Source organism: Chitinophaga sp., assembly GCF_035761305.1.
Taxonomy (GTDB): Bacteria; Bacteroidota; Bacteroidia; order Chitinophagales; family Chitinophagaceae; genus Chitinophaga.
This window is the reverse complement of the sequence record NZ_DASTRI010000062.1, coordinates 1-17,867: the sequence shown is the minus strand read 5'-3', so window position 1 is coordinate 17,867 and position 17,867 is coordinate 1. Positions and strand designations below refer to the sequence as shown.

General features: G+C 49.1%; 12 protein-coding genes and 1 pseudogene. 4 read left to right on the top strand and 9 right to left on the bottom strand.

The window, feature by feature from the left end; all coding sequences use genetic code 11:
- Positions 1-349: 349 nt before the first annotated feature.
- The gene (gene argS, locus VFS25_RS06095) at positions 350-2,281 is read left to right on the top strand and encodes an arginine--tRNA ligase (protein WP_326461235.1); all 1,932 of its coding nucleotides are present in this window, start codon (positions 350-352) and stop codon (positions 2,279-2,281) included.
- Positions 2,282-2,429: 148 nt separating this feature from the next.
- Here argS and VFS25_RS06090 read toward each other — a convergent pair whose 3' ends face one another.
- From VFS25_RS06090 to VFS25_RS06070, 5 genes are all read right to left on the bottom strand, one after another.
- Entirely contained in the window at positions 2,430-2,927 is a 498-nt protein-coding gene (locus VFS25_RS06090) for a tetratricopeptide repeat protein (protein ID WP_326461234.1), read from the bottom strand.
- A gap of 61 nt (positions 2,928-2,988) precedes the next feature.
- Positions 2,989-3,474: a cytidine deaminase gene (locus VFS25_RS06085; protein WP_326461233.1), complete on the bottom strand. Its 486-nt coding sequence runs from the start codon at positions 3,472-3,474 to the stop codon at positions 2,989-2,991.
- A 74-nt stretch (positions 3,475-3,548) separates the two neighbouring features.
- Positions 3,549-4,718 carry a signal peptidase I gene (lepB, locus tag VFS25_RS06080; RefSeq protein WP_326461232.1) on the bottom strand — a complete coding sequence of 390 codons (1,170 nt, stop codon included), beginning with the start codon at positions 4,716-4,718 and terminating at the stop codon, positions 3,549-3,551.
- A gap of 90 nt (positions 4,719-4,808) precedes the next feature.
- Complete coding sequence (locus VFS25_RS06075; RefSeq protein ID WP_326461231.1) at positions 4,809-5,456, bottom strand: alpha/beta hydrolase; 648 nt, start codon at positions 5,454-5,456, stop codon at positions 4,809-4,811.
- Between the two features lie 20 nt (positions 5,457-5,476).
- On the bottom strand, positions 5,477-6,658 hold the full coding sequence (locus tag VFS25_RS06070) for a sigma-54 dependent transcriptional regulator (RefSeq protein WP_326461230.1): 1,182 nt from the start codon (positions 6,656-6,658) through the stop codon (positions 5,477-5,479).
- Between the two features lie 376 nt (positions 6,659-7,034).
- Between VFS25_RS06070 and VFS25_RS06065 the strand changes: the two genes are divergently transcribed.
- Both VFS25_RS06065 and cysM read left to right on the top strand, forming a co-directional pair.
- Entirely contained in the window at positions 7,035-7,847 is an 813-nt protein-coding gene (locus VFS25_RS06065; RefSeq protein ID WP_326461229.1) for a serine O-acetyltransferase, read from the top strand.
- A 232-nt stretch (positions 7,848-8,079) separates the two neighbouring features.
- Entirely contained in the window at positions 8,080-8,973 is an 894-nt protein-coding gene (cysM, locus tag VFS25_RS06060; protein ID WP_414647703.1) for a cysteine synthase CysM, read from the top strand.
- A 218-nt stretch (positions 8,974-9,191) separates the two neighbouring features.
- Here the strand turns inward: cysM and VFS25_RS06055 are convergent, their stop codons facing one another.
- Positions 9,192-10,175, bottom strand: coding sequence for a pyruvate dehydrogenase complex E1 component subunit beta (locus VFS25_RS06055; protein ID WP_326461227.1), 984 nt, complete (start codon positions 10,173-10,175; stop codon positions 9,192-9,194).
- Between the two features lie 163 nt (positions 10,176-10,338).
- Between VFS25_RS06055 and VFS25_RS06050 the strand changes: the two genes are divergently transcribed.
- The gene (locus tag VFS25_RS06050) at positions 10,339-10,971 is read left to right on the top strand and encodes a hypothetical protein (protein ID WP_326461226.1); all 633 of its coding nucleotides are present in this window, start codon (positions 10,339-10,341) and stop codon (positions 10,969-10,971) included.
- Positions 10,972-11,130: 159 nt separating this feature from the next.
- Here the strand turns inward: VFS25_RS06050 and VFS25_RS06045 are convergent.
- The 3 genes and pseudogenes from VFS25_RS06045 to VFS25_RS06035 form a co-directional block, all read right to left on the bottom strand.
- A pseudogene (locus VFS25_RS06045) lies at positions 11,131-12,306 on the bottom strand (acetyl-CoA C-acyltransferase).
- A gap of 141 nt (positions 12,307-12,447) precedes the next feature.
- Positions 12,448-16,719: a PKD domain-containing protein gene (locus tag VFS25_RS06040; protein ID WP_326461225.1), complete on the bottom strand. Its 4,272-nt coding sequence runs from the start codon at positions 16,717-16,719 to the stop codon at positions 12,448-12,450.
- Between the two features lie 178 nt (positions 16,720-16,897).
- Positions 16,898-17,704: a PKD domain-containing protein gene (locus VFS25_RS06035; RefSeq protein ID WP_326461224.1), complete on the bottom strand. Its 807-nt coding sequence runs from the start codon at positions 17,702-17,704 to the stop codon at positions 16,898-16,900.
- Positions 17,705-17,867 lie beyond the last annotated feature (163 nt).

Sequence of the window (17,867 nt, the reverse complement as noted above, 5' to 3'; positions counted from 1 at the left end):
GTATCGGCCTGTATGGCCGTTATAATTTTGGCCTTACCGATACCTATGACGGCGCGCTGGATCCTAAAAACTCCGTAGCGCAAATAGGGGTGTCTTACACCTTCTTTTAAGCGAAAATCCATACTGTAACTGAAAGTAATTTTAAGCGGCCGGCCGGCTCCTGCAGCAGGAGCCGGCCGCTTTCTTTATATTCAAATCACCTGCGGTTGCCTGCTGTTTTTAACAGATGCTTGCAAACCGTTGGTGCGGCGCGCCTGAGGGCTAATATACCGGCATAGGTGTGCAGCTGCCCCTGCGCCATGTACTTTTTTTATACCTTTGCTGCTACTTTGCATTAACCGTTTTCCACATGAGTGTTGTACAAACCATCAGATCAGCGGCAGCCACCGCTATTAAGGAGCTTTATAAACAGGATATATCCCTTGCCGATATTGCTATTAATGTTACCAAACCCGAATTTGAGGGAGAGTACACCATCGTGGTGTTTGCCTACACAAAATTCAGCCGGCAAAAACCGGAAGAAACCGGCCATGCCCTGGGCACCTACCTGGCTACCCACTTCCCCAACCTGGTAGCAGGTTTTAACGTGGTAAAAGGCTTCCTGAACCTGAGCATCAGCAACACTTACTGGGTGCAATACCTGCAAGCGAACTTTAACAACGCCGGCATAGGCCGTAAGCCCGCCAATGGTAAAAAGGTAATGGTGGAATATTCGTCGCCCAACACCAACAAGCCCCTGCACCTGGGCCACCTGCGGAACAACTTCCTGGGATATTCCATTTCCGAAATATTAAAAGCCAACGGGTATGAGGTGATAAAGGCTAACCTGGTAAACGACCGGGGCATCCATATCTGCAAATCCATGCTGGCCTGGCAGCTGTTTGCCCATGGCGATACGCCGGCATCTACCGGCATTAAGGGCGATCACCTGGTTGGCGACTATTACGTGAAATTTGAAACCCTGCTGAAAGAGCAGGCCGCTCCCATTATTGCGCGGGTGCTGGAAAACGACTTCCAGGATTTTTCCGGCGCTGAGCTGGAGCGGGTAGAAAAGCTGGCCGCACTGCTGCATAAGCCCGAAATACAGCAGGATAAGGAAAAAGCCGATAAGATACACGACGAAATAAAAGAGCTGGCCCGCAACAGAACGGAAATTATGCAGCAGGCTAAAATTATGCTGCAGCAATGGGAGGCCGGCAACCCGGAAGTAAGGAGCCTGTGGAACACCATGAACGGCTGGGTGTACGAAGGGTTTGATGTAACATACAAGCGCCTGGGTATTGACTTTGACAAGATCTATTACGAAAGCCAGACCTACCTGCTGGGAAAGGACCTGGTAGCGGACGGCCTGCGTAAAGGCGTGCTGTTTAAAAAAGAAGATAACTCCGTTTGGATTGACCTGACTGCCGACGGCCTGGACGAAAAGCTGCTGCTGCGCGGCGACGGCACCTCTGTATATATGACGCAGGACCTGGGCACCGCCCGCCTGAAGTATGATGATTACCACATAGACCAGAGCATTTACGTGGTGGCCGATGAGCAGAACTATCACTTTAAAGTGCTGAAGCTGATACTGGAAAAGCTGCAGGAACCCGCAGCCAACGGTATTTTCCACCTTTCCTACGGTATGGTGGAGCTGCCCCATGGCCGCATGAAAAGCCGGGAAGGCACGGTGGTGGATGCAGATGATATGATTGAGGAAATGGTAAGCACCTCTGCCCAACACACCAAAGAATCCGGCAAGCTGAAAGATTTTAGCGAAAGCGAACTGCAACGCCTGTATGAAGTAATTGGGCTGGGCGCTATGAAATTCTTTTTGCTGCGGGTAGATCCTAAAAAGAGAATGGTCTTTAACCCCGAAGAGTCCATAGACTTTCATGGATTTACCGGGCCCTTTATTCAATATTCCCACGCACGTATCAAATCTATTTTACGGGAGGCAGGCGTAACAGATACCAGTCATTTGGACACCTACCGGCATAATGACAGTTTACTGCCACTGGAAAAAACGCTGATCATGCTGAATGAGCAGTTTGAGGAAGTGCTGGAAGATGCGCAAAAAGAAATGAGCCCTTCTGTTATAGCCAATTACGCCTTTAAGCTGGCGCAGGAGTTTAACTCGTTCTATGCTGAAAAGGCAGACGGAAAATATACCTACTCTATTGTAAATGCGGAGTCGGAAGAAAAGAAGAACCTGCGTTTGCAAATCATTACGCATACCGCGCATACCATCCACCGCAGCATGGAGCTGCTGGGCATTGAGGTGCCGGAGCGCATGTGATTTAATGAATAATGAATAATGAAGAATTAATAATAAAGAGGGCGTTGGTACTTTGAAGCACCGGCGCCCTTTTTTTAATTATTCATTATTCTTTGCGATAGCTAACATTCACTGTAAGCACATCGCCTTCATTATTAATTCTTCATTCTTAATTATTAATTAAAACAGCTCTGTCACAAAGCGCCTCTCCCTTTTGTATTTCGCCGGCGGCGATGTAAGATTTGCCCAGCATGAACATCGCAAAATAGTTTTGGGGCTGCAGTACCAGCATGCGGTTCCACAGGGCAACGGCAGCCTTGTAGTTGCCTTCAAAATAGTATACATGTCCCAGCTCATGCAGCACCTGCAAATCGCCGGGGCTTACCTCCTCTGTGCTGTCCAGCGTTAGTATTTGCCGGTAATAGTAAGTGCTCTGGCGGTAATTTTCCATGAGCGCGTATATCTGCCCCAGCTCCACGTAAGCCAGTGTAAAATTTTTATTCTCAATAATGGCGGCATGGAAAAATTTCAGGGCCTCATTCAGCCTGCCCGATTTTTTAAGCTCCAGCCCTTCTTTGTATAAAGTACGGGCCTTGTCTTTCGGGTGCGCAATGCCTATTTGTACGGTGAAAACTGCTGCTAAAAGCAGGCATAGGATACGGATCATAAATAGAATATGGTGTGTGGTTGTCCCCTTTATACAAATATACAATATTTCTGTATATGAGCTACGCCATATCGCTTGCAGAAAACGATAAAGGCAGCAGCTGCCCTGCAGCTGGTATGATCCATACGCTGCCGCTTTGGCCGCTTAATATCAGCCGTATAGGATGATGCAGGCGTTGCTCATACTCCGCCAGGGACTGGCGGCAAATACCGCAGGGCGAAATAGGATCTCCACTATTACCCAGCAGGTTGTTATAGCTGATGGCCATGGTTTCAATGGGTACATCAGGGTATAATACCGTGGCGGCAGACAGCGCGGTTCTTTCCGCACAGATGCCTGCGGGGAAAGAAGCATTCTCCTGGTTGGTGCCGCTTACCTGCTCGCCGTTAGCCAGGCGCATCACCACTCCTACCCTGAAATTGGAATAAGGTGCGTAGGCCTGCCCGGTAACAGCGCGTGCTGCCTGCAGCAGCGCCGCATCTGCGGGGTTCAGCTGGGAAATATCATCGTAATATTCGTATTCAAAAGTTTGCTGCAGCTTTTGCATGTTAGCGAAGATATTAATAATAAAAATGTCCCGCACCTTGCGGTGCAGGACAGACTACAAGATTGCGTTATTTGTTATTTGATCGTCCTGAATAAACGGCTCCAGCGGATGCTGCCATGGCCATAGCTCATCCAGATAAGCCAGGCTTTGCCTACCACATGGTCTTCCGGCACAAACCCCCAGTAGCGGGAGTCCAGGGAGTTATTACGGTTATCGCCCATCATCCAGTAGTAATTCATTTTAAACGTATAGCTGTTTGTGGGTTTGTCGTTAATATAAAACTGCCCGTTCTTTGCCTCCAGCTTATTGCCCTCATACACGCGGATAACGCGGTCGTAAATGGCAATGTTAGTGCTGTCGATCTTTACGGTGGCGCCTTTTTTAGGAATGTACAGGGGGCCAAAGTTCTCCTCTGTCCAGTGATAATGGGCGGTATCGTACGGGAATACAGACATTTCCCCGCTGAAATAAGGTTTTATGCTTTTCACCACCGGGAAGTTTTTCAGGTCTTTTACGTTGCCGGGGGTAAGATTGTAGATGAACAGGCCCGAAGACAGGGAGGCATCGGGGCTGGAGGTAATGTCCAGCTCCTCCAGGCGGTCGGGGTTCAGGGGATCGCCGTTTGTTTCTACGGTGTACCGTCTTTCGCTTTCCGACGGAATGGGCGCCTGGCGGCCGTTCACAAATACTACCCCGTCTTTTATGCTCAGGGTATCGCCGGCTTCGGCCACACAGCGTTTAATATAGTTTTCCCGTTTATCCACGGGGCGGGAGGTAACATGATAATTTTCCCATACGGCTTCACGGCCCAGGGCGCGCACCAATCCATAGTAGCTTTGATCCTGCTGCTCCAGGGCCACGGTGTCCCCTTCGGGGAAGTTGAACACTACCACATCGTTCCGTTTTATGCGGGTAAAACCGGGCAGGCGTTTATAGGGCCAGTGTATGGCTTCTGAATAAGCTTTGGTGTACTTGGTGCCGGGCAGGGTATGATGGGTAAAAGGCACTGCCAGCGGCGTGTTTGGAATGCGCGGGCCGTAACTGATCTTGCTCACGAACAGGAAATCGTTCACCAGCAATGTTTTTTCCATAGAGGGAGTTGGAATAGTATACGCCTCAAAAATAAAAGTGCGGATCAGCGTGGCTGCTATAATTGCAAAGATGGCTGCATCTAACCATTCACGTACTGCAGATTTTCTTTTCTTGGGCTGGCCGTCTTTACGCCTCCAAAATGCCAGGTTCATTCAGTTGTATTTGTATGATGTTAAATATCTTTAAAAGAACAAATATAATATTCTGCTGGTAGCCAGCTAATTTTCTGTGCAAAAGTTTTCTTAAAGTTCGCGGCTTAATATACGGTTTATTTCCGGGGCATGGTTCATAATCATAAAATGGCCGCCGCGCTGAATGGTATAATCCGGGGTAATATACTTAATGGGAAAGGTAAGATCGGCGTTGCCGTGGATGTGCACTACCCCTGGCGGTATATGCTCATTTTCCCAGCAAACCACGGTACGGATGGCCCAGTGCATGTAATCAAAATCGTTTTTGCGCAGGTAGTCCGTTACCAGTTCCTGCTCTTCGGGCGTTTCGGCATTCAGGAAATGCTTTACCACCGAGCTGCGCTGCCGGTATATCCACGGGCTGGAGAGGCGGTACAGCCGCAGCGCCCTGGCCAGGTTAAAGTAAGGGGGCCGTTCCCGGGTGTGCTTTATAGTGCTTACAAGGATTATTTTTTCGATGGGGCGTTGCCGGGCAATTTCCAGGCTTAGCATGCCTCCGAAGGAAAGGCCCAGCAAAGCAACCGGCCCGTTGCCGGCAATGCCCTGCGCCATACGGCCGGCATACCCGCTCAAAGGCTCCGCCGGCAAAGGTTTTATCCAGGGCAGGTAATGCACGGTGTATTCCGGGGGAAACTGCAGGTAGCGGAATACCCGCTCATCTGCCCCCATACCGCTTATTAAATAAAGTTGCTTGGACATAAATACTGAGCTGCCGTTTGTTAGCTGCCCTGGCGTTGCTGCCTGGCAGGCAATACATAATCTTCCACATTATCGGCGGTAATGGTTTTGCCGGAGAGGATAACCAGCCTTTCCACCACGTTGCGCAGCTCGCGGATATTGCCCGACCAGTTGTACTGCTGCAGGGCTTTGAGCGCGGCGGGATCAATGGCCTTTTTAGCAATGCCGTACTCCTGGCATACATTGTCCAGGAAGTGATCTACCAGCAGGGGCACATCATCGCGGCGGTCATTCAGGGAAGGTACATGAATAAGAATTACGCTCAGGCGGTGGTACAGGTCAAGGCGGAAGTTCTTTTCGTCTACTTCCTTCAGCAGGTCTTTATTGGTGGCGGCTATTACGCGCACATCCACATTAATCTCCTTATCGCCTCCCACACGGGTAATGCGGCCTTCCTGCAGCGCCCGCAGCACTTTGGCCTGGGCGCTGAGGCTCATATCGCCAATTTCATCCAGGAAAAGGGTGCCGCCGTTGGCCTGTTCAAATTTGCCGATGCGCTGTTTTACGGCGGAGGTAAAGGAACCTTTTTCATGGCCAAACAGCTCGCTTTCAATCAGTTCACTGGGAATGGCGGCGCAGTTCACTTCTACCAGGGGGCCGGAGGCGCGGCTGCTGCGTTCATGTATCCAGCGGGCTACCAGCTCCTTGCCTACCCCGTTTTCACCGGTAACCAGCACGCGGGCATCTGTAGGCGCTACTTTTTCGATGGTTTCTTTTATTTTAAGTATGGGGGCCGAGCCGCCTATCATTTCCTGGGTTTTGTTCACTTTACGGCGCAGGCGCTTGGTTTCAGCCACCAGCGTAGTTTTATCCATGGCATTGCGCAGGGTAATGAGCAGGCGGTTCAGGTCGGGCGGTTTGGGGATGTAGTCATACGCGCCTTTTTTAACCGCTTCCACCGCCGTATCAATGTTGCCGTGGCCCGACACCATTACAATGGGCACATCGGGGTTGGTTTCCTTGGCTTTTTCCAGGAACTCCAGGCCGTCCATCTTGGGCATTTTAATATCGCACAATACAGCATCATACTGCTTTTCCCTGAACATTTTAAACCCCTCTGCCCCATCTGCTGCTTCATCCAGCTTATAGCCTTCATAGGTAAGTATTTCAGACAATGTTTTACGGATGCTTTTTTCGTCATCAATAATCAGGATGTTCGCCATATTTGTGTTTTGTGAAGGAGCAAAGATAGCGAAATCAATGTGCAGATGTGCAGATATGCAGATGTGCAGATGGTAAATGAACGATGTGGGATGGGAAGGTTGATGTGAAAATGTGCAGATAGTAAATAGGGCGATGGGTGATGGGAAAGCAGATGTGGGATGGAAGAGCAGATGTGAAAATGTGCAGGTGTGCAGGTGTAAAGGGAGGATGAAGGACTGGAAAGCAGATGGCGGCCGAACAGGGAGGCAAATGCACCTGCCAGGGATAATTGGCTGAACAGGCCCCTGAAAAATAACAAACAGGCGACTAACTTTACAGGCTTTATATGTATTTTTAATCTTCCAAACATTCATATCCTGTAATTCTAAGCCGCATATGGAAAAATTATTGGAGGAGTTAACGCGAAGGCATCAATGGGCAGCGGCCAATCCATACCCCTGTACCACAGCGGTCAGTGATTTTGCCAGTAACCTGGTGAACTGGCTGTTTCCAGAACATACGGGTAAAGTAATGGCAGCGGCCGACCTGGCGCCTTATGCGCAAAAGCTGGAGCAGCAGCTGCAGGCCCTTTTGCATACCATGCAGCCCCAGCTGCCGGATGCTGCTGCCGCGCTATCACACCAGTTTATGGCGCAGGTGCCCGCTATTTACGATGATCTTACGAAAGATGCCACCGCCATTTACCAGGGCGACCCGGCAGCTACATGCCTATACGAAGTAATACGGGCGTACCCCGGGTTTTACGCCATTGCCTTTTACCGCATTGCGCATGCGCTGCAACAGCTGAACATACCGCTGCTGCCCCGCATGATAACCGAGCTGGCGCACGCCCGCACGGGTATTGACATTCACCCGGCTGCTACCATAGCGCCTTACTTTTGTATAGACCACGGCACCGGCATTGTAATAGGCGAAACCTCTGTAATAGGCCCGCATGTAAAACTGTACCAGGGCGTAACCCTGGGCGCTTTAAGCATTGACAAGAGCATGGCCAAAAGCAAGCGCCATCCTACCATTGAGGAGCACGTAGTAATATACGCCGGTGCCACCATACTGGGCGGCGACACGGTAATTGGCCACCATAGTGTAATTGGCGGCAATGTATGGCTGATTAAAAGCATTGCGCCTTTTTCGCGCATCTATTACAAGGCAGACGGGAGTATGAATGTGGTGGAAGCAGCAGTGTGAAAAATAACCCAGCGGGTAATCGTTCATAGTTATTCCTCATTCATAGATGGCGCTTCCGAACGCTTTCCGTTTCGCTATTTGCAATTCTCCGCATTCATAAGTACTTTCAATGCCGCTTATAATGCTCCGCTGTTCTAAATTCACAATTATGTGCATGCATATTAACTGTCCATGGCACTTATGAACACTTCGTGCGCATAATTCGTAATTCGTAATTAACTAATTCGTAATTATAACTACAGCCATGTATTCAATTCTTGACCTGGTAGGCAACACTCCGCTTGTTTCACTGAAAAAACTGACAGAAAACCCTAACGTTACCATATATGCCAAAATGGAAGGCACCAATCCCGGCGGCAGCGTAAAAGACCGGGCCGCGTATGGTATGATCAAAGGCGCGCTGGACCGCGGAGAGCTAAAACCCGGCGTTAAGCTGATAGAAGCCACCAGCGGCAACACCGGTATTGCGCTGGCCATGATAGCCAACCTGTTTAACGTGGAAATAGAGCTGGTAATGCCGGAAGATGCTACCCGCGAGCGCGTGCTGACCATGGAGGCCTATGGGGCCAAAGTAGTGCTTACGCCCAAGGAAAAATCCATGGAAGGCGCTATTGATTATGCACATGCACAGGTGGCCAAAGGCGGCTATCATATGCTGAACCAGTTTGCCAACCCGGATAACTACGGTATGCACTACCGCACTACCGGGCCCGAAATATGGCGCGACACCAAAGGCGCTGTTACACATTTTGTGAGTGCTATGGGCACCACCGGCACTATTATGGGCGTATCGCGGTACCTGAAGGAGCAGAACCCGCAGGTGCAGATTGTCGGCTGCCAGCCCACAGAAGGCTCCAGAATACCGGGCATCCGCAAATGGCCGGAGGCCTACCTGCCAAAGATATTTGAACGGGAGCGGGTAGACCGTATTATGGATATATCTGAAGCAGACGCCCGTCAAACAACGCGGCGCCTGGCGCGGGAAGAGGCCGTATTTTGCGGTATGAGCAGCGGGGGCGCAGTAGCTGCGGCTATAAGGCTGTCGCGCGAGCTGGATAAAGGCGTGATTGTTTGTATTATCTGCGACCGGGGAGACCGGTATTTATCGAGTGATTTGTTTGCATGAGGGTAATTAATAATTAAGAATGAAGAATGAATAATATAGGGGCAATGTGTTATCGGGTGTGGCCTGTACTGGCATGGGGGGGTTTAATGAAGAATGAGTAAATGGTAATTAATAAATTCAAAAGCCGGTTGTCGGATATATTTCCAGGCAACCGGCTTTTTCTGTTATAACTTCGAGCAGCTGCATTCATCTGCACATTTGCATATCTGCACATTTACTTACTTCTTCATATACATCACCTCCTTCACCAGCTTCACAGTACGCTCAATATCAGGCAGGTACAGCTTTACCAGGTTGGGAGCGTAGTGCATGGGCGCATCGGCCGCAGTTATGCGGCGGATGGGAGCATCCAGGTAGTCGAAACCTTCTTTCTGAATACGGTAAGAGATTTCTGAGGAAATGCTGGAGAAGGGCCATTGCTCTTCCACAATCACCAGGCGGTTGGTTTTCTTTACAGACTCCAGGATGGTGAACCAGTCCAGCGGACGAATGGTGCGAAGGTCAATTACCTCTGCCTCAATGCCTTCCTTTGCCAGCTCTTCGGCGGCGCCCAGGGCCACTTTCATCATTTTGTTAAAGGAAACGATGGTTACGTCCTTACCGGCGCGTTTAATGTCGGCCTTGCCAATAGGGATGATATATTCTTCTTCCGGCACTTCGCCCATATCGCCGTACATTACCTCACTTTCCATGAAAACTACCGGATCATCATCGCGGATGGCGGCTTTCAGCAAACCTTTGGCATCGTATGGGTTGGAAACGGAAACAACTTTTAAACCGGGAATGTTGGCATAATAGCTTTCAAAAGCAGTGGAGTGCTGTGCACCCAGCTGTCCGGCAGAACCGTTAGGTCCGCGGAAAACAATGGGACAGCCCACCTGTCCGCCGCTCATGGCCAGCATTTTGGAAGCGGTGTTCAGTATCTGGTCCAGGGCCAGTACGGCAAAGTTCCAGGTCATGAATTCTACTACAGGACGAAGGCCGTTCTGAGCAGCACCAACGCCGATGGCAGCAAAGCCTAATTCAGCAATAGGGGTATCAATTACCCTTTTGGCCCCAAATTCATCCAGCATTCCCTGGCTCACTTTATAGGCACCATTGTATTCGGCTACTTCCTCTCCCATCAGGAATACGCGCTCGTCGCGGCGCATCTCTTCCTGCAGGGCTTCTCGTAAGGCTTGTCTGAAAGCTATCTGACGCATGCTATTGGTATAATGATTAAAAAGATTAAATGCCCTAATTAAAAGGCAGGGGCAAAATTATTGTTTGTTGATGAAAATGCAAAGGATTTCAGGCGGGGTTATTTATTTAAATACTAATAAAATATATAAAATAATTAATATATTGTAGAGGAATACCTATCCTATGATAACCGTTACTATCCTTTCCCTGAGCTTTTTAACGGCCGTTTCCTGCAAAATAAAAAAGGTGAAGGCCCCGGCAGACGCCATGCGCCTGTTATGGTACGCGCACCTGGTATTATTGTTCTTTTCTGTGCTTTGCCTTTTAATGATGCTGGGAGGCTATGGCTTTAAAGGCGTTCATACAGAACGGGTGTTTTTCTCGCTGTATGCCGGTTCCGGCGTAATACTATACGGGCTCACGCCGCAGAATGCCAGCGGCAAATGGGTATACCTGCTATGTTTTTTCGGGTTTCCTTTTGTACTGCTGTTTGGCGTGCTGCTGCCGCCGTTACGTATTTTCACCATTATGGCAGGCGTGGCCCTGTTGTTTGACGGCAATGTGCACCGCTACACCATTGACGACGATTATACGCTGGAAACCAGGGACATGGGCATTTTATCCCGTTACCCCACCTATAACCTGGTGGTGGATAAATACGGGCTTTTTGAAAAGACCACCCCGGATGTTGTGTCTAAAAATTATTCGCTCCAGGCCCTGCAAACAGCGCAGAAATCGGGCGATAGTGTAAAAATCAGCATACTGGCTTTTGACCAGCACAGGATGCGGTTTGATACAACGATAGCGCTGCAATAATTAATAATTAAGAATGAAGAATTAATAATTAATAATTAAGGCGCGAAGGGAGTGGCGCAAATGCAGCAAAGCATACCGCCTTGCCGCATTTTAGTTTATACGCTGCCGGCTACCTGGAAAGGCGCAGGGCCTTTCGTTTACGTTTAATGCGGCTGCCTTTTATACCTTTTCAATAATGATGGCGCTGGCGCCGCCTCCGCCGTTGCATATGCCTGCTACGCCGTAACGGCCGCCATGCTGGTGCAGGATGGAATTCAACGTTACCACTATGCGCGCCCCGCTGCAGCCAACAGGATGGCCCAGGGAAACGGCTCCGCCCTATACATTCAGCTTGTCGGACGGCAGGCCCAGGTCTTTCTGGTTGGCAAGCGCCACGCAGGAAAATGCTTCATTGATCTCTGCAAAATCCATATCCCCTATTTTCATGTTGGCTTTGGCCAGCGCTTTATTAATGGCCTTTACGGGGGTAGTGGTAAACCATTCCGGCGCCTGGGAGGCATCGGCAAAGCTGATAATCTTTGCCAGGGGCTTTAATCCCAGCTCCTTCAATTTTTCGCCGCTTACCAGTACCACGGCAGCAGCGCCGTCGTTGATGTTGGAAGCGTTGGCCGCAGTTACGGTGCCTTCTTTCTGAAAGGTAGGCTTAAGGGCGGGTATCTTCTCATAATTCACCTTTTTATAGTCTTCGTCTTCCGTAACGGTTACTACCTGCTTGCCGGGCACTTCCACCGGCACAATTTCGTTCTTAAAATATCCCTTTTCATAAGCTGCTGCGGCCCGCTTGTAGCTGCTGATGGCGTATGCGTCCTGGTCTTCCCGGCTGATCTTGTACTCGCTGGCGCAGATCTCAGCTGCATTGCCCATATGAAAGTCTTTGTAGGGGTCCCAGAGGCCATCGCGGAGAATACCGTCTATCAGGGTGCCGTGGCCGAGGCGGTAGCCGGTGCGGGCCTTATCCAGGTAGTAAGGAATATTACTCATGCTTTCCATACCGCCGGCAACTACTATATCATTATCGCCCAAAAGAATGCTTTGCGCACCTAACATAATGGCTTTCATGCCGGAGGCGCATACTTTATTAACAGTGGTGCAGGGCACATTGGTAGGAATGCCGGCATAAATGCTGGCCTGGTTAGCCGGCGCCTGGCCTACATTGGCGCTGATTACGTTGCCCATGTACACTTCGTTCACCGCTGCAGCGGCCACACCGGCCCTTTCCAGGGCGGCTTTTATAACAATGGCGCCCAGCTGCGTGGCCGGTACAGCGGCCAGGGAGCCATTTAATGCACCAATAGGCGTACGAACCGTTGATACTATAAATACTTCTTTAGTCATAACATAAGATTGTTTGGCTTGAGCATTCAAATATAACGGAAAAAATGAAGTGGAAGCGGGAAGTATAACAGGTAAAAAAGAAAGGTGAAAAGCAGCCGTTGCTGGTTTGCTTTTCACCTTTCTGTTATAAGTAATCTACGGCTATTGCAGAATAATACGCATGGCTTTTTGTTTGCCATAACCGGCCAGCTCCAGGTAGTAAACGCCTTTGGGTAAGGTACCCAGGTCAATTGCTGTGAGCTGGTCTTTTACCTGTTTGCGGTACATGGTGTTACCCCGGGCATCGTGTACAATAACGTTTACGGGCTTTAACAACGGTTTTTCGAACCGTATATACACCAGGCCGGCGGTGGGGTTGGGGAACGCCCGTACTATATTCTCACCCAGGTTCACATCCGGCACAGCGGTAATAACCATATTTACGGTGGCAGATGTGCTGCGGCAGCTGCCGCCATTGCTTACTACCACATAGTACTGTCCATTCACCTTTGCGCGTATAGCTGCAGCGGTAGCGCCGGTTAAGGCAGCGCCGTTATAGTACCACTGGTAGGTAAGCGCCTTGCTTGCAAAGAGGCTGTCGCCCCGTTGCTGTACAGCAGCTACCGGCGTATTTACCACGGCAAATTTTGCAGACCAGTCTGTTGTATCGGCCGGTGAGCTGCTTACAATACGCACATGGTAATCCTGCCCGCAGGGAATAGTATCAGGTATAGTAACTTTTACGGCTATACGCGGATCTGTACCAGCAATGGTGGCAAGATTAGTTACCTCCCCTTCCTGCTCGCCCGCTTTTTTACCGCCGGTACTGGTACCCTGCAGCAGCTGTATGGTAAATATGTTGTTGTTGTTAAAGCTATGATCAAAGCTCGCGGTCACAGTAAGACTGTCGCTGGCGTTTACCGTAGTGGTAGTGCCAATGTCGGCCGGGTTTTCTGCCGGTATGGCTGCGCTTATGATAATAGTATCTGCAGCGCTGGTGCCGCACCATCTGTCTGTAACCTTTAGTGCATAAGTACCTGGTTGCATAACGGTAATGCTTTGAGTGGTATCGCCGGTAGACCATTGGAAGCTATAGTTAACTGCTGCCGGATAAAAAGCATTCAGCTGAACGAAGCCGCCGGGATGAAGGGTATCAATGTCCGGTCCTAAATTCACTACCGGTACGCTATTGATTGTAAGTATTGCGGAAGTACTATCCTGCTGCCCTACATTATCCTCTACCAACAGTTTTACTATATAGGTACCTGATTGGCCATAGATGTGCACCGGGTTTTGCAGGGTATCGGTAGTATTATCCCCAAACTGCCATATCCGGCGGCTGATATAACCAGCTGTTACCTTGCTGGTATCTGTAAACTGGTAAGTACGGCAGGCTGTTTGCCAAATGGCCAAACCGGCTTCCAGGAAACCGGTATCAGGTGGTGGCGTACCGGTTAATGATATATGAATGGTATCTGTTACGGTAGTACCGCAGGAAGTAACATTTACCCAGTAATTGCCGGGTGTAAATACTATTTTAACAGGAGTAGTATCTCCGGTAGACCACAGGTAGGTAGCATCGCTTAGCTTTTCCGGCCTGCGGGCATCCAGCGCCAGTGAATCGCCGGCGGCGAGTGTAGTATCGGCGCCCAGGTTTACTGCTATGGGTGAAAAGTAAACGGTTGTGAATGCGGTGTCCCGCTCACCGTTGCTGTTCTCCACCAGCAGGCTTATGGCATAAGTACCCCGCTGGCTATAGGTATGCAGCGGGTTAATAGCCGTATCGGTAGTGTTATCGCCAAAGTTCCATTGGCGGTAGGTAATAGTAGTACCTGCCGGTGTAGTGCTTTCATCGGTGAATTGCACCGTGGCGCACTGGAGCTTGTTGGCCGTGAATTGGGCGTTGGGGCGCGATAAAGTATCGGGAATTGTTGATGAAATTACAATGGTGTCTGAAAGCACCACATCGCAGGATGCAAGTGTTACCCAGTACGTGCCCGGTGCTTTTACATATATGTAAGGTATTGTTTGACCTGTAGACCAGAGATAGGTTGAGAACCAGCTGGCTTCAGGTTTTTCTGCATTAAGCATCAGACTATCTCCCGGGGCCAGTGTTGTATCGTTACCGAGGTTCAGCGCCGGTAATATCTGCAGTCTGCGTTCCGATGTGGTACTATCCTGATACCCACTGCTGCTGGTTACCTTCAATGAAATGTTGTAGGCTCCATTACCCGCATATTTATGTATGGGGTTTGGTACGGTGTCCTTAGTGCCATCACCAAAATCCCATTCCCATTTTACGATAGGGAATGAAGCAAATGTACTCCGGTCACTGAAATACACCCCATTGCATTTAATACTATCCATATTAAATGCAGCACTCATATTGTTGTTACCTACCACATGCATCGTGTCGGTACCGCTTGTGCCGCCACATAAATTATCTGTTACCTTCAGCCAATAAGTTCCCGGCTGCTTAGCGATAATGGTGTGCGTGGTATCGCCGGTAGACCATAAATACTGATAACTGTATTCAGGCCCCAAAACGTACCTTCCCAACGCTGTTCCTTCCGGCTTTAATTCAACAAAATCTGAAGTATCAAGCGATACATATGGAGTTGTAAAAACCCATAGCGTATAGTAAACAAAGGCTGAATCTCCAAAATCGCTCTTTACCTTGAGCGTTGCATAATTAGCTGCCTGCGCAGCGCTAAAAGTATGGACCGGGTTTTGAGTGCTGTCTACTGTACCATCGCTAAAGGTCCATTCCCAACTTGTAACATGCCCGCCTCTCACCTTTGTTGTATCTGTAAACTGGTACGTTGAACATCCTACTCTTTTAAAAGTTGCTCCTGCATCCATCCACACTACAGGCACCGTATCAAGGGGAAATACCTGTATGGTATCATACGCAACCGCATCTGTCCCGCACTGGCTGGCGCTTACTCTTACCCAGTAAACACCTCCGCGATCCACTGTTATAGTACGGGAAGTATCGCCCGTAGACCAGCGGTAGGAGAAGTCCGAGCCAGGCGAATTGCCGGTGCCGAGTGTTATGCTTCCCTGGTTAATGGTAGTGTCAGGTCCTAATTTTGCTTCAGGGTTTGCCTGCATATCAATAACCCGGTACGCAGTGTCTGTTTCTCCCAGGTTATTGGTTACAACCAGCCTTACTTCATAGCTGCCGTTTTTTGTATATACGTGTGTGGGGTTAACTACCGTACTGGAATATGAATAATCCCCAAAGGACCAAAAGCGGTAAACAATTTCCGCGCCGGTTACGGTACTGCTGTCGGCAAGCCAAACGTTGTTACAAACGCTGTTAACAAAACCAATATGTGCCTTGGGTTTTGTCGGCTCTTTTACCTGTACAGAGATAGTGTCTGTTCTTACATCTCCCAGCATAGTTATTAATACCCAATACCGGCCCGGCTCAGTGATTTTTTTAATGCGGCCTGTATCTCCGGTTGGTCCCTCTCCATTCTTAAACCACTTGTAAGAGGTGTAGCCACTGGCATTACCCGCATCTACCAAAAGTGTATCCCCGCTGGTGATAACTGTATCTTTATTACTCCAATCCGGTTTTTTAACCAGGGATGGTTGCACTACCTGGTCGTACCGGGCAGTGGTATCACAATAACCATTGGGCTCTTTCAGCGACGTTGAGAGAACAATATGATAAGTGTCTTTTTGCGGATAGCTATAATGTCTAATGAACTGGGTATAATCGGTTACATCATTTGCGTCCCAGTATTGGGTATACCCGTCGCCCCAATTCACATAATACCCCTTTATAGCCTTTCTGTTAAACGGGATATTTGCTGACACAGCCACCCTATAGTCTTCATTTGTCCAGCCGGCCGATGTTATTCCCAACTGCATAGGACTGCTTGATACATAAACATTTGTGCTGTCTTCTAAAGTTTCTCCGCAGGCATTGTAGCTCACATAGTAGGTTTGGGGCGTATTTACACTGATTGCAGGCGTGGTATCGCCGGTAGACCAATGGTAGCTGGCCCATGCAGTATCGCCAGCGGGCGCCAGCTTATTTTTAATTGTGATCTTATTATCAGGGTCTATTGCTGTACATACCAGGTAATCTTTACCAATATCCAGTTTCGGCGCTATTACAGTGAACCCGCTTTTTGATGCGGAGGCATATTTTACTACACCATTTGACTCGTACCAGATATGCAGATACACGGTATAATTTCCTGGTGTCGTATATACATGCACCGGATTTTGCAGGAGGGAGCTATCGCCGTCTCCAAAATACCAGATCCTGGAGCTAACGGTGATTGAATCTGCTACATGGCCCTGGAAGGAGACCGTCATCGGGCCGCAGCCCATCATATTATCATAGGTAAAATTTACCTGCCCAAACAGCACCATCCGGCCTGCCAGTAAAACAAACAATAGTAAAAATCGCTTCATATTCAAGGTATAGGTGAGAAAATCGGGATTATATTGTCCTAATGAGGGGGCTAAATTACACAAATAATTAATAAGTCAACAGCCATTACTATCATCAGCCAAAAAGCAGAAAGGTGAAACGACGGTCGTTTCACCTTTCCCTTTCACTCAAACTTTATGTTGGCATAGGTTGCCCCCCTTACTGGCGCACGGTTACCTTGCGGGTCACAATATCAGCACAGCTGTTCTGGTATTCCATGTGCACCTCTATTGTATAATCGCCTGAAACGGCGTATTCATGATCAAACAGCAATTCATGGCGGTCCTTATCTACCAGGGTTTGAGAGGTATTATCCCCCCAGTTCAGCCACAGGCGGTAAGGCACGTTCTCATAGGCCGGCACTACAGACAGGTTTACCTGCCGGGCACACAGCCAGGTGTAGGAAATGTTGGCCATGGTTTCGCTTACACGGCCTATCACCACTGTGGTATCGGTTATCGTTTGGCCGCATACGTTATAGGTTACAGAGTAGGTTCCGGGGCTGCAGGCGCGCAGCGTGCTGGTAGTATCGCCGGTTGACCACAAGTACCATCCCGGGTCGTGGTGCCCCTGCGCCATTGCCTCATTGCGGATAATAGGACAATAGTTCTGGCACAAAGGGTGCTGCACACCCAGGTCCAGTATCGGTAAAATATCTATTTCCTGGTAGCTGAACACTTTCATGGATGTAGCGCCGGTTGGCACTACCATGGTTAACCGTACTACATAGTGTCCCGGTGTATTAAAGGTATGTGTGGGTTGCGGACCTGAAGCGGTGCCGCCATCGCCAAACTCCCAAAGCCAGTCAATCACAGACAGTTCGGAAGATGCCTTCACATCAAATGTAATCTTCTTCGGCGCGCAGCCAATCGTGTCGGTAGCCTTAATTTTGAAGTCAAAATTCTGCGCCTTTAATCCGGAAAATGCAAGACATGAGCATGCAATCAGTAGTAACAATCTTTTCATGCTAAAGGAATAGGGTGAAAAATTGATGTAAATATATAAAAATTAATATGTAAAATTATTAAAATTAATAAAAAACATCATGGAAAAATCGCCCATACACCGGCAGCCGGGTAATGCGCGCTAAAATCTTTAAATTAGTTATGTTTGCAGTTTGCATTCCTCC